Raw genomic sequence first — 12503 nt, 5'->3', positions numbered from 1 at the left:
GAAGTTTTCCTGAAAGAAACTTACACAAGTTTCATTTTACCTGCCCGCGGAACCAGAATTGCGTTGCCAGCTCGTCCTGGCGCTTGGCATCGGTACGTTGTTGCTCATTTGCAACACGCTTCTGTTTTTGCGTCAGCACCTGGTCCAGCACTTCGCGTTTGGCCCACGCCGTGTTCAGGGCCCGCTGCGAAATGGCCATGGTGGCTTCATGCAAGTGCAAGTCGGTACGGTGCTGGTCGGCCATCTGCATGACGGCCTGCTTGAAGTCGCCGCAATTGACGGACAGGGCCAGGGGCAGGGCGCCGCTGGGGCCGCTATCCGTGTACAGGCCCGTCAGGCGCTCCAGGTTTTTCTGGTAGCGTTCGCGCACGGCCGTCTGCGCCGCCATTTCGCCTTGCAGGCGTTCCACCTCGGTGCTGCGCAGGCCGACCAGGGTGGTCAGGTTGCGTATCGTATGCGCGTCGCTCACAAATGCTCCTAGGCCATGATCTGTTCAAGTTGTTCGATACAAGGCGCCATCGGCGCCTCTTCCTTGGTGCCCTGGCACAGGAATGCCTCGATCGGTCCGTGCAGTTGCACGGCGCGGTCGGTGATGGGGTCGGCGCCGGGCACGTAGGCGCCCAGGGGGATCAGGTCGCGCACGCGCGCATGGCGCGCCATCGACGCTTTCAGCGCGCGCGCCGCCAGCATGTGTCCGGGCGTGATCACCTGCGCCATGCAGCGGCTGATCGAGGCGGCGATGTCGATGGCGGGGTAGTGTCCCCGTTCGGCCAGTTCGCGCGTGAGCACGATGTGGCCGTCGAGAATCGCGCGCGCCGTGTCGACGACAGGGTCTTGCTGGTCATCGCCTTCGGCCAGCACCGTGTAGATGGCGCTCATGCTGCCCTCGGCGTGGGCGCCATTGCCGGCGCTCTCGACCAGTTGCGGCAGATTCGAGAAGACGGACGGCGGATAGCCGCGCGTGGCCGGCGGCTCGCCCAGGGCCAGCGCCACTTCGCGCAAGGCCATGGCGTAGCGCGTCAGCGAGTCGACCAGCAGCAGCACGTGCTTGCCCTGGTCGCGGAAATGCGCGGCGATGGAATGGCACAGTTCGGTGGCCATGATGCGCATCAGCGGCGACTCGTCGGCCGGCGCGATCACCAGCACGGCCTTTTTCAAGCCTTCGGCGCCCAGCGACTTTTCGACGAATTCGCGCACTTCGCGGCCCCGTTCGCCGATCAGGCCGACGACGACCACATCGGCCACCGTCTGGCGCGTGATCAGGCCCAGCAGCACGCTCTTGCCGACGCCGGAACCGGCCATCAGGCCCACGCGCTGCCCCTTGCCCAGGGTCAGCATGCTGTTGATGGCGCGTACGCCCACGTCCAGCGGCTCGGCTACCGGTTGTTTCTTGAGGGGATTGACCTTCGGTGGCGTCACTTCCAGGATGTGTTCGCCACCGAGGCGGCCCAGGTCGTCGATCGGCTCGCCCAGGCCATTGACCATGCGGCCCAGCCACGACGGGCCGATCTGCAGGCTGGCCTTGTCGGGCAGGGGCAGCACGCGCGCGCCCGTGGTCAGGCCCGTGGCTTTCTTGAAGGGCATCAGGTAGGACAGTTTTTCGCGGAAACCGACGACTTGCGCGTCCAGCCATTCGCCATTCACAGTTTCAATCTGACAACGCTGGCCCGTGTGCAGGCGGCAGCCGGCGCTTTCCAGCAGCAAGCCGGAAGCGCCGACCAGGCGGCCGGTGGGTGTCGCGACCGGAATATCGCCGATCTCGAAACTGCGCAGCGTGTCGGCGATCATGCAGGCGCGCCCTGGTCGGCGTGTTCGGCGGCCAGCGCCAGGTGGCTGCTGACTTGCTCCATGCAGGCCGACAGGCGCTGATGGCAGCCGGCATCGACTTCATTGTCACCCGCCTTGATGCGGCATTCACCCGCGTCGAGGCGGGCGTCGGCGATCAGGTTCCAGCGCTTGGCGCGCTTCGGATCGAGTTCGCTGATGCGTTTCAATTCCTCCGGATTGAGGAAGACGTCGATTTCCTCGCGCGTCGGCGGCATCGAGGCCAGGGTCTCGTCGACCAGGGCCAGCAATTGCACGGGCTGCAGCGCCAGTTCGGCGCGGATCACCTGGCGCGCCACCTTGGCCACCAGGTCGACCACTTCCTTGCGCTGCGCTGCGCGGTAGTCGGCGCGCACTTTTTTCAGGTCGCGCAGGATCGCATCGACAGGGCGCGCCAGGCGGTCCAGCGCCACCAGGGTTTCATTGCGGCCTTCTTCGCGGCCATGCGCGATGCCATCGCTGCGCCCGGCGTCGTAGCCATCCTGCTGGCCTTGCACCAGGCCCACTTCATAGCCGTCGCGCTGGCCCTGCTCGAAGCCTTCCGAGACGGACGCCTGCCATTGGCCATCCGTGTCTTCGCTGGCGGCACGCTGGCCGGCGGCGATGAATTGCGACAGCGGCGGAAAACGGTATGAGCGGAAGTGCTTCATTCGATCACCGCTTCGGCAAACAGTTGCACTTCGATCTCGCCCGCATCGGCGAGGCCCTTGACGGTGGCCATGATTTCCTGGCGCGTCTGTTCGATGCGCGACAGCGGCACGGGGCCGGAACGGCGCATCATGTCTTCGAAGCTCTGGGCCTGGCGGCGCGGCATGGTTTTCAGCACGGCATCGCGGATCGACGGTTCCGCGCCCTTCAGGGCGATGGCCCACTGTTCCATCGGCACGTCTTCCAGGATGCGCGTGAGCGTGACATCGCTCTGCGTGGCGAGGATCAGGAAGTCGTACATGCTCAGTTCGATTTCCGACACCACTTCCGGATCGTGGGCGCGCAGCAGTTCGACCAGCGCGGCGCGGTTGCCCGGCATGCGGTTGAGGATCTCGGCGGCCTGGCGGATGCCTTCCACGCTGGTGCTTTGCGTGTCGAGCGTGCCCAGGCAGCGGCCCACCAGTTCATCAAGCTCGACCAGCAGGTCGCGGTCGATTTCGTCCAGGCGCGCCAGGTTTAGCAAGACCAGGTCGCGGCCTTCGACGGGCAGGGCGTCGAGGATCTGGCCGGCCAGCGCGGGCGGCAAAAAGGCCAGGAACACGGCTTGCATCTGCACGTGTTCGTTGACGATGTATTCGGCCAGCCATTTTGGCGAGGCCCACTGCAGGCGCGCCATTTTCGGACGGATGGCATCGCCGTAAATGTTGTTCAGCACGCTATTTGCGATATCGCTGCCCAGCGCCATGTCCAGCGAGCGCTTCAGGTAGCTGCGCGAAGCGCCGTGCACGCCGCTTTGCTGGCGGTAGTCGTCGAAGAAGGTTTGCATGGCCGTTTTCACGGCTTCGACCTTGATGCCGCTCATGCGCGACATCACTTGCGTGACTTCCAGCAACTCTTCGCGCGACAGGCAGCGCAGCACGTTGGCCGCCTGCTCTTCGCCTATGCTCAGCAGCACGATGGCGGCCTGCTCCACGGGGTTCAGGCTGACGCTCTCGATGTCTGCGTCGTCAGGGAAATTATTGTTGTTGAGTTCGGCCATTTTTCTGCATCCATTGTTTGACGACTTCGGCGACACGCTCGGGTTCTTTTTCTGCCAGTACTTTCAGGTGGTCGACCATCACGTCGACGGCCGAGCCAGGTGGTGGCAGGTCGTAATTTTCCAGCAGCGGCACGACCGGCATGCTGGCGCCCGTGGCGGCGGCTGCGCCTTCCAGGGCCGGCAAGCCATTCACGCCCAGCGCCGGCGCGCCGGCGGCGGTGACGCCATTTGCCGCTGCCGTGCTGCCGCCGGCCAGGGCCATGGCGGGATCGATCTGCTTGAGCGTTGGCGGCGCCAGGCGCGCCGTCAGCAGGCGCATCAGGGGGCGCAGGATCAGGAAGTAGCCGAGCACGGCACCCAACGCATACAGCAGCCAGCTGCTGAAATCGACAACGGTGTCGCGCTCTTCCCACCATTGCGCCACAGGCGGCTTGGCGGGGAAGGGCAGGGCCGTCAGGCTCAGGCTGTCGCCGCGCTGGGCGTTGATGCCCAGGCCGCTATTGAGCATTTTTTCAATATTGCCCAGTTCGGCAGGAGTCCAGCCGGTTTTCGGATTCGGTGCGGCGGCGCTGTTGAGGACGACAGCGACGCTGAGTTTTTCCAGGCGGCCACGGCTGCGCTTGATCTGCGTGATGCTGCGGTCATACGCGTACTGGCGCGTGGTGGCGTTCTTGCGGGCCGTGCCATCGTCCGATGGCTTCGGTGCGCCATCGGCAGGCGCGGCGCCGGCGGCGTCGGCCGGTGCGGGCACGGCGGCGGCGGGCGGACGGTTCGACAGGCTGCCGGGAATGCCGGCCACGGTGCGGTTGCGTTCCTGCTCTTCACGCATGGCTTCGCTCGTCACTTTCGGGGCTTCGCCGTATTTTTCCAGCGTTTCGTCGACGCGGTCGTTGTTCACGGCGGCCGTCACGCTGAGCTTGAAGTTGTCTTCGCCGATGACCGGACCCAGCAGGCCCATGACGTTGTGGCGGATCTCATCCTGGAAGCGCTTGGCGCCTTCGTTGCCGGCCGCCGAGGCGTCGAAGCCATCCGTCAGGTCGACATGCGCGGACAGCAGGTTGCCGCCCTGGTCGACCAGGCTCACGCGCGTTGGCGCCAGGCTGGCCACGCTGCCGGCCACCATGTTGATGACGGCGGCGATCTGTTCCGGCGCCAGGGTGCGGCCCGGCTTCAGGGCCACGACCACCGAGGCCGAGGATTTGTCGCCATCGCTGGCAACAAACGAAGTCGACTTGGCAATCGACAAATGGACGCGGGCCGAAGCGATCGCGTCCATCGTCATGATGCTTTGCGCCAGCTCGCCTTCCAGGCCACGGCGGAAGCGCACGTCCTGCACGAACTGGGACACGCCCAGCGGGTCGTTCTTGTCCATCAGCTCCAGGCCGGCCGGCAGCTGCGCCGTCACGCCTTTCGAGGCCAGCAGCATGCGCACCTTGCCCAGCATGGCGTCGGGCACCAGCACCTGGCCGCTGTCAGGATGCAGGCGGTAGGGGATGTGTTCGGCGTCCAGGGTTGCCATCATGTCCGTCACGGCCACTTTTTCGCGCGCGCCGAAGACGGGCTTGTAGTTGGCCTGGTCGCGCCAGAAATACATGGTGACCATGGCGGTGATGCCGATGGCCAGCACGACGATGGGAACCAGGTTTTTCAGCAGGGCGGGCGGGATGGCGGGCTGGGCGCCAAGGCGCCAGCGCGCAAATGCGGACTTCATGGTGGTAATCACTTGGGGTAACTTTCGCTGGGAGGCTGGGCGTGGATCTGGGCGTAGGGCTTACAAAGGCAGTTTGATCAGTTCGTCGACGGCGCCCATGACCTTATTGCGCACTTGCATCAACATGGAGAAGGACAGGCTGGCTTCCTGGCTGGCCAGCATGGCGCCGACCAGGTCGTCGCTCTTGCCGCTGTCGACGTCGCTCATTTTCTGCGCGGCCAGGCGGTCGTCGCTGTTGACCTTGCCGACGGCGTCTTTCATGCTTTGCGCAAACGAGAAGCCGGATTGTTCCGGCGCGCCGAATTGGGCGGCCGGCATGATGCTGGCGCCCAGGGCGCGCGCGTCGTTGCTCAGTGCTGCCAGATCGGCCTTGATCAGACCTGCGAGTTCGTTGCTCATCTTGCCCTCTACTTTCAATATGCGGTGACGTATCAATCAGAAATACTGGTGTTGCCATGCCGGCGCGGCAGCATCATAATGCCCGCGCCCCGGCCCGATTCCCAGGGCCCATCAGTTTTATCAGTTGCCACACCATCCGCTGCAAGCAGACTTAAACAAACCCAGCAAATCACGCTTCGATTTACACGGCCATGACAACCAATATATAGCTGATAAAAGTTTCTAGTGGCGGCAATATGAGGGACTGGACACTGCCATAAAAACCGGAATCAGGTAAGCGGAATGGCGCACTGCAAATCTGAATTTTGTCGCTATAAGCTTACCTCGCGGCAACTATAAAGTAAAGAGAGGAATGGCTCAAGGAATATTGATACATGGCAATATTTAGGTTTTTCATGTATTGTTCAGCACCGTAGTCATCTAGCATGCGATACGATGCGCAATCGTTTGCTTGCGTACCTGTCGGCAAGATCAAGATGATGCTGTATTTAATTTCGGGCGATCCGTATAATTTGTTCTGCCACCGCAATACGACATGACTCACATGATAACCACTAAGACAGATCAAACTGTGCGCCATCAAGTCCTCGATTCCTGTCTGCTCGGACGTCCCGTCCACCTGCTGCATGTGTTCGGCGCGCAGCTGCGCGACGACCTGGCCGTGGCCTTGCGTCAACCGATGAGCCGGCGCTACTGGGGTAACTTTCAGGTCGATGCCGTCACCTTGTCGCGCGTCGAGAACGAAGATGGCGTGAACCGCTGGCTGAGCTTTTCCACGCCCGCCGGCCAGAGCGGATTCGCCCTCGAGCGCCAGATACTTTTAAGCGTACTGAACTATCGCTATGGTAGTGCGGGCGCCAAGGGCGTCCTGCCGGATCCGGCGCAAGTGCGCGTGACGGCAACGGAAGAACGTCTCGCTGTGGTGCTGGGACAACAGTTGGTTAACAGTTTGTTCACGCGCATCCACAAAAACCTGCAAACCCTGGGCAAGACCAGTGCCATCGACACGGCCGCCGAGGTGGCCGTGCAGTCGGGCGTGCACCCGGCGCGCGGCAGCTGGATCGTCACGGTCGCGCTGAGCGATGTCGAGGCTGGCCAGAGCGGCAACTTCTGGTTCTCGCTGGACAAGCGTCTGATGGCCGATGTGCTGCGCGGTCTGCTGCCGGAACGGGCGCAAGCCAAGAAAGCCCTGCGCGGCAGCGTGCGCCCGCTGGCCTCGCGCCTGCAGGTCACTCTGGAAGGCCGCCTGGTCAGCAAGCAAGTCCAGCTCGGTGCCCTGTTCGACTTGCGCGTGGGCGACGTGATTCCCGTCAGCCTGAGCCGCACCGACGTCATGCTCGACGATTCCCGTTTATTTACAGCAGCCGTTTCCGAACACAAGGGCAAGCTCTGTTTAACCTCATTTGAAGATGTCGAATAATATGAATATGACCGATACCAACCAGAGCGAAACCCTGCTGGAAGACCTGGGCGACGATATGATCATCGACCAGGGCGACGTTGCCGACGTCTCCAGCACCCGCGCGCGCCGCGATATTCCGCAAATGATGCGCAAGATCCCCGTCACCCTGACCCTGGAAGTGGGCTCGGCCCGCATTTCGCTGGAAGAGTTGATGGCCATCGGCCCGGAAAGCGTGATCGAACTCGACATGCTGGCCGGCGAACCGCTGGTGATCAAGGTCAACGGCACCCCGATCGGCCGCGCCGAAGTAGTGGTGGCTGGCGAGAATTACGGCTTGAAGGTCATCGACCTCGACGGCCTCAATCTCGACCTGATGACAGCATGAAGCTGGCGGTACCCGGTGTAGGCCGGCGTCGCGGTACGCTGGCCGCCGCGCTGGCCGTTCCAGTTCTGATGCTGTGCTGCAGCGCCGCCGGCGCGCAGGATTTGCTGTCCGGCGTGGTGCCGGGCGCGAAGACCGACCTGTCGGTCAAGATGCAGATCCTGGTCGTCATGACCCTGCTCGGGCTGCTGCCCGTGATGGTCATGATGATGACCAGCTTTACCCGTTTCGTCATCGTGCTGTCGCTGCTGCGCCAGGCCCTGGGCCTGCAGCAGGGCTTGCCCAACCGTATCGTCACCGGCATCGCCCTCATCCTGACCCTGCTGGTCATGCGTCCCATCGGCGACCAGGTGTGGAAGGAGGCGTTCGTGCCCTATGACCGCGACCAGATCGGCATGCAGGAAGCGCTGAAGATCGCCGAAGTGCCGATTTCGCGCTTCATGCTGGCGCAGACCAGCAAGGCGGCGCTGGCGCAGATCGCCCACCTGGCCGGCGAACCGACGACCACGCGCCCGCAAGACCACAGTTTCACCGTCAAGCTGGCGGCGTTCGTGTTGTCCGAACTCAAGACGGCGTTCCAGATCGGCTGCATGCTGTTCATACCGTTTCTCATCATCGATCTGGTGGTGGCGTCCGTGCTGATGGCCATGGGCATGATGATGCTCTCGCCGCTGGTCATTTCCTTGCCGTTCAAGCTGCTGCTGTTCGTGCTCGTCGACGGCTGGACCCTGACCGTCAACACCCTAGTAACCAGCATACAGGGCTACTGACCGATGTTTACCCCTGAAGTCGCCGTCGACCTGATCATCGAAGCGCTGCATATCGTCATGCTGCTGGTGGTGATCCTGGTCGTGCCGGGCCTGCTCATGGGCCTGGTGGTGGCGCTGGTGCAGGCCGCCACGCAGATCAATGAGCAGACGCTGAGCTTCCTGCCGCGTTTGCTGGTCACCTTGCTGGCCCTGATCCTGGCCGGGCGCTGGATGTCGGGCTACCTGATGGATTATTGCGTTTCCATTTTTCAGCGCGCGGCCACCCTGGTCGGATAGCGCCGCGCGCCCATGGATCAGATTTTCAATCAGGTGCTGCCGTTTCTGCTGGCCGTGTGGTGGCCGTTCTGCCGCATCCTGGCCATGCTCAGCGCCTCGCCCGTGATTGGCGACGCCATGGTGCCGCCGCCCGTGCGCATCCTGCTGTCGCTGATCCTGGCCATCCTCATGCTGCCCGTCATGCAAGCGTCGGGCGCGTCGCAGGAATTGCTGAAGATCGATCCCTTTTCGCTGCACGCCATCGTCGCCACCCTGGAGCAGGCCGTCGTCGGCTTCGTGCTGGGCCTGGCGTTTCACTTTGCCATGTCGGTGATGTCGGTGCTCGGCTACCTGATCTCCAGCCAGGCGGGCTTTTCCATGGCCGTCATGAATGACCCGCTCAACGGCACCTCCTCGGACGTGGTCTCGGGCTTGCTCACCATCATGTGCATGATCGTGTTTTTCGCCGTCGACGGCCACCTGGTGCTGACAGGCGTGATCGGCGCCAGCTTCAAGGCCTGGCCCGTGGGGCAGGGCTACGGCCCGCTGCTGCTGCAGACGGTGGCCTACAACGTGGCGTGGATTTTCGCCGCCGCCATGCTGCTGGCCATGCCGATCGTCTTTTCCACCATGGTGGTGCAGCTGGGCTTTGGCTTCCTGAACCGGGTGGCGCCGTCGCTGAACCTGTTTTCGCTGGGTTTTTCCATGATTACCGTGTTCGGCCTGCTGATGCTGACGCAGATCGTGCGTTTCGTGCCGGAACACTATATCGCCATGACCAACCGCGTGCTGGACATGATCGCCGAACAGATGCGGGTGGCCCATGGCGGATAGCAGCAATGGCGACAAAACAGAAAAGGCGTCACAGCAAAAGCTGAAGAAGTCGCGCCAGGAAGGGCAGGTGGTGCGCTCGCGCGACCTGTCGACGGCGCTGGGCATCCTGATCAGCATGAAGGTCTTCATCTACCTGCTGCCCGGCTACCTGGAATCGTTCCGCGAACTGTTCGCCATGGCCTTCATGCCGCTCGACAGCAAGGGCGCGCTGGAAAATGCCATGTCGATGGCGTTTACCACCTCGGTCAGCCTGCTGATCAAGATGGTCGTGCCGCTGTTCTGCGTGCCCCTGTTCGTCGTGCTCGGCTCGCTGGTGCCCGGCGGCTGGGTCATCAGCACGAAAAACTGGATGCCGAAAATGGAGCGCCTGAGCCCGGCCAAGAACCTTGGGCGCCTGTTCGCGCCCAAGCATGCGTTCGAGTTTGTCATCTCGATTGCCAAGGCCGTGGTGCTGTGCATGGTGCTGGTGCATGTCAGCCGCTCCAGCCTGGCGCAATACGTGGATTTGCAGCACCGCCCGCTGACCCAGGCCATGCTCGACGGCTCGTCGCTGATGCTCGACGGCCTGATGGCCCTGATTTCCGTCTTCATCCTGTTCGCCATCATCGACGTGCCGGCGCAGGCGTTTTTCTTTGCCCGCAACCAGCGCATGAGCAAGCAGGATGTCAAGGAAGAACATAAAAGCAGCGAAGGGCGCCCGGAAGTGCGCCAGCGCATCCGCCAGCTGCAGCAGCAGATCGGCCGGCGCAGCGTGCGCAAGACCGTGCCCGGCGCCGACGTGGTGATCGTCAATCCCGAGCATTACGCCGTCGCATTGAAGTATGACCAGGACCGCGCCGAGGCGCCGTTTGTCGTCGCCAAGGGCGTCGACGAGATGGCGCTGTACATCCGGCAAGTGGCGAAGGAGCACCATATCGAGACGCTGGAACTGCCGCCGCTGGCGCGCGCCATCTACAACACCAGCCAGGTGCAGCAGCAGATTCCCGTGCAGCTGTACCAGGCCGTGTCGCAGGTGCTCAATTACATACTGCAGCTGAAAGCATTCCGTTCTGGGCAGCGTGCCGCCCAGCCCCCATTCCCCACCGAGGTGGTCGTGCCATCTCATTTGAGCGAGGTAGTACCTTCATGAATTTCCTGAACCGACTGGTTGCCGAAATGCGCCGCCACAAGTTCGCCACGCCGCTGTTCCTGCTGGTGATCCTGGCGATGATCATCTTGCCGCTGCCGCCGGTGCTGCTCGATATCTTGTTCACCTTCAATATCGTGCTGGCCCTGATCATCATCCTGGTCAGCGTCTCGGCCAAGCGGCCGCTCGACTTCTCCGTCTTCCCGACGGTGATCCTGGCCACCACCATGCTCAGGCTGACGCTCAACGTGGCGTCCACGCGCGTGGTGCTGCTGCACGGCCATACGGGCGCGGACGCGGCCGGTAAGGTGATCGAGGCCTTCGGTAACGTGGTCATCGGTGGCAACTTCGTTGTCGGTATCGTGGTCTTCGTGATCTTGATGATCATCAACTTCGCCGTCGTCACCAAGGGCGCCGAGCGTATTTCCGAAGTGTCCGCGCGCTTCACGCTGGATGCCTTGCCGGGCAAGCAGATGGCGATCGACGCCGACCTGAACGCCGGCCTGATCAACCAGGAAAAAGCCCAGATCCGCCGCAAGGACGTGGCCGCCGAAGCGGATTTCTACGGCGCCATGGACGGTGCCTCGAAGTTCGTGCGCGGCGATGCTGTCGCCAGTATTTTGATTTTGATCATCAACATGGTCGGCGGCGTGGCCATCGGCTCGCTGATGCACGACCTGTCGTTCGGCGATGCTTTCCGCCAGTACGCACTGCTGACCATCGGTGATGGCCTGGTGGCGCAGATCCCCGCGCTGCTGCTGTCGGCCGCCGCCGCGATCCTGGTCACGCGTATCAGCGATTCGGGCGATTTCGAGCAGCAGGTGGCAGGCCAGGTGCTGACCTCGCCGACGGTGATTTTCAGCGCGGCCGGCATGATGGTGGCGCTGGCCCTGATCCCGGGCATGCCGTGGTTCATGTTCATGACCTTTGCGGGCGTGCTGGCCTTTGTGGCCTGGCGATTGACCAAGCGCGTGAAAGGGCCGGACGCGGCCGGCATCGCGGCCATCGAGGCGGCCTTGCGCGACGACAAGCCGGCCGAACTGGAGTGGCAGCAATTGCCTGCCGTGCAGCCCCTGATGGTGATGCTCGGCTACAAGCTGGTCGGCATGGTCGACAAGACGCAAGGCGAACCGCTGACCAAGCGCGTCAAGGGCGTACGCCAGAGCCTGTCCGAAGCCATGGGCTTGCTGCTGCCGAATATCGGCGTGCGCGACGACCTGTCGCTGAAGCCGTCGCAATACGCGATCGTGCTGTCGGGCACCGTGGTGGCGCAGGCGGAAGTGCAGGCCGAGCGCCTGATGGCGATCCCGTCGCCGAACGTGTATGGCCAGCTTGACGGCATTCCCGGCATCGAACCCGCGTATGGCATGCCCGTCACCTGGATCGAGCCGAGCGAGAAGGCGCATGCGCTGGGCCTGGGCTACCAGGTTATCGAGGCGCCCAGCGTGATCGCCACGCACTTGTCGAAGATGGTGCGCGAGTACCTGCCGGAACTGTTCCGCCACGAAGACGTCACCAACATGATGGAACGCCTGACGGCCCTGTCGCCGAAGCTGGCGGGCGCGCTGGACAAGGCCCTGACGCACACGCAGATGCTGCGCGTGTTCCGCGTCTTGCTGGCCGAGAACGTGTCCTTGAAGGATATCGTGCCGATCGCCACCACCTTGCTCGACAGTTCGGAGACCACCAAGGACCCGATCCTGCTGGCGGCCGAAGTGCGCTGCGCGCTGCGGCGCCAGATCGTCAGCGGCCTGTTCGGCCAGAAGATGGAAATGCAGGCGTTTAACCTGGGCGGCGAGCTGGAAAACATGCTGCTCGGTTCCCTGAACCAGGCGCGCCAGTCGGGCAAGGTGACCTTGGATAACTATCCGATCGACCCGCACCTGCTGTCGCAGCTGCAAGTGAACATGCCGGTGGCGCGCGAGCAGATGAAGCAGCAGGCCACGCCGCCGCTGCTGCTGGTGCTGCCGCAGATCCGTCCGCTGCTGGCCCGCTACGCGCGCCTGTTCGCGCCGGGCCTGCACGTGCTGTCGTATAACGAGATCCCGGAAAACCGTGAAGTGAGCATCATCGGCACGGTGGGGTAAACCGGCAAAATGAAAAAACGGCGCTG

The 12503-nt window shown here is 63.2% G+C and carries 13 protein-coding genes; 7 read left to right on the top strand and 6 right to left on the bottom strand.

Going from position 1 to position 12503, the window contains the following annotated elements; translation table 11 throughout:
• Positions 1 to 31: 31 nt before the first annotated feature.
• From fliJ to fliE, 6 genes are read right to left on the bottom strand one after another with little or no spacing between them, the layout of a single operon-like run.
• A complete protein-coding gene (fliJ, locus tag ACQ4WR_RS09365; RefSeq protein WP_102294766.1) occupies positions 32 to 469 on the bottom strand; it encodes a flagellar export protein FliJ in 438 nt (145 codons plus the stop codon).
• Between the two features lie 8 nt (positions 470 to 477).
• Positions 478 to 1788, bottom strand: coding sequence for a flagellar protein export ATPase FliI (gene fliI, locus ACQ4WR_RS09360; protein ID WP_102294764.1), 1311 nt, complete (start codon positions 1786 to 1788; stop codon positions 478 to 480).
• Complete coding sequence (fliH, locus tag ACQ4WR_RS09355) at positions 1785 to 2474, bottom strand: flagellar assembly protein FliH (protein WP_102294762.1); 690 nt, start codon at positions 2472 to 2474, stop codon at positions 1785 to 1787. Before fliH ends, fliI begins: the two co-directional genes overlap by 4 nt.
• A complete protein-coding gene (locus tag ACQ4WR_RS09350; protein ID WP_102294761.1) occupies positions 2471 to 3511 on the bottom strand; it encodes a flagellar motor switch protein FliG in 1041 nt (346 codons plus the stop codon). The genes fliH and ACQ4WR_RS09350 overlap by 4 nt, the downstream gene beginning before the upstream one ends.
• Positions 3489 to 5222 (bottom strand): flagellar basal-body MS-ring/collar protein FliF, encoded by a 1734-nt coding sequence (gene fliF, locus ACQ4WR_RS09345; protein WP_102294759.1) that lies wholly within the window; start codon positions 5220 to 5222, stop codon positions 3489 to 3491. Before fliF ends, ACQ4WR_RS09350 begins: the two co-directional genes overlap by 23 nt.
• A gap of 60 nt (positions 5223 to 5282) precedes the next feature.
• Positions 5283 to 5621: a flagellar hook-basal body complex protein FliE gene (gene fliE, locus ACQ4WR_RS09340; RefSeq protein WP_436486817.1), complete on the bottom strand. Its 339-nt coding sequence runs from the start codon at positions 5619 to 5621 to the stop codon at positions 5283 to 5285.
• Positions 5622 to 6192: 571 nt separating this feature from the next.
• Here fliE and ACQ4WR_RS09335 point away from each other — a divergent pair.
• The 7 genes from ACQ4WR_RS09335 to ACQ4WR_RS09305 are packed head-to-tail and all read left to right on the top strand — an operon-like array spanning position 6193 to position 12477.
• Positions 6193 to 7041, top strand: a complete 849-nt coding sequence (locus ACQ4WR_RS09335) for a FliM/FliN family flagellar motor switch protein (protein ID WP_436486815.1) — start codon at positions 6193 to 6195, stop codon at positions 7039 to 7041.
• Between the two features lies 1 nt (position 7042).
• A complete protein-coding gene (locus ACQ4WR_RS09330) occupies positions 7043 to 7408 on the top strand; it encodes a FliM/FliN family flagellar motor switch protein (protein WP_102294755.1) in 366 nt (121 codons plus the stop codon).
• Entirely contained in the window at positions 7405 to 8175 is a 771-nt protein-coding gene (fliP, locus tag ACQ4WR_RS09325) for a flagellar type III secretion system pore protein FliP (protein WP_102294753.1), read from the top strand. Before ACQ4WR_RS09330 ends, fliP begins: the two co-directional genes overlap by 4 nt.
• 3 nt (positions 8176 to 8178) lie before the next feature.
• Positions 8179 to 8451 (top strand): flagellar biosynthetic protein FliQ, encoded by a 273-nt coding sequence (locus ACQ4WR_RS09320; RefSeq protein ID WP_102294752.1) that lies wholly within the window; start codon positions 8179 to 8181, stop codon positions 8449 to 8451.
• 12 nt (positions 8452 to 8463) lie between these two features.
• Entirely contained in the window at positions 8464 to 9264 is an 801-nt protein-coding gene (locus ACQ4WR_RS09315; protein ID WP_102294750.1) for a flagellar biosynthetic protein FliR, read from the top strand.
• The gene (locus ACQ4WR_RS09310; protein WP_102294748.1) at positions 9254 to 10393 is read left to right on the top strand and encodes an EscU/YscU/HrcU family type III secretion system export apparatus switch protein; all 1140 of its coding nucleotides are present in this window, start codon (positions 9254 to 9256) and stop codon (positions 10391 to 10393) included. Before ACQ4WR_RS09315 ends, ACQ4WR_RS09310 begins: the two co-directional genes overlap by 11 nt.
• A complete protein-coding gene (locus tag ACQ4WR_RS09305; RefSeq protein WP_102294747.1) occupies positions 10390 to 12477 on the top strand; it encodes a flagellar biosynthesis protein FlhA in 2088 nt (695 codons plus the stop codon). Before ACQ4WR_RS09310 ends, ACQ4WR_RS09305 begins: the two co-directional genes overlap by 4 nt.
• The last annotated feature ends 26 nt before the right edge of the window (positions 12478 to 12503 follow it).

It is taken from the genome of Janthinobacterium amylolyticum (assembly GCF_051380655.1).
GTDB lineage: Bacteria > Pseudomonadota > Gammaproteobacteria > Burkholderiales > Burkholderiaceae_D > Janthinobacterium.
Note: the sequence above shows the minus strand (reverse complement) of the source record. Positions and strands in the feature narration are given on the sequence as shown.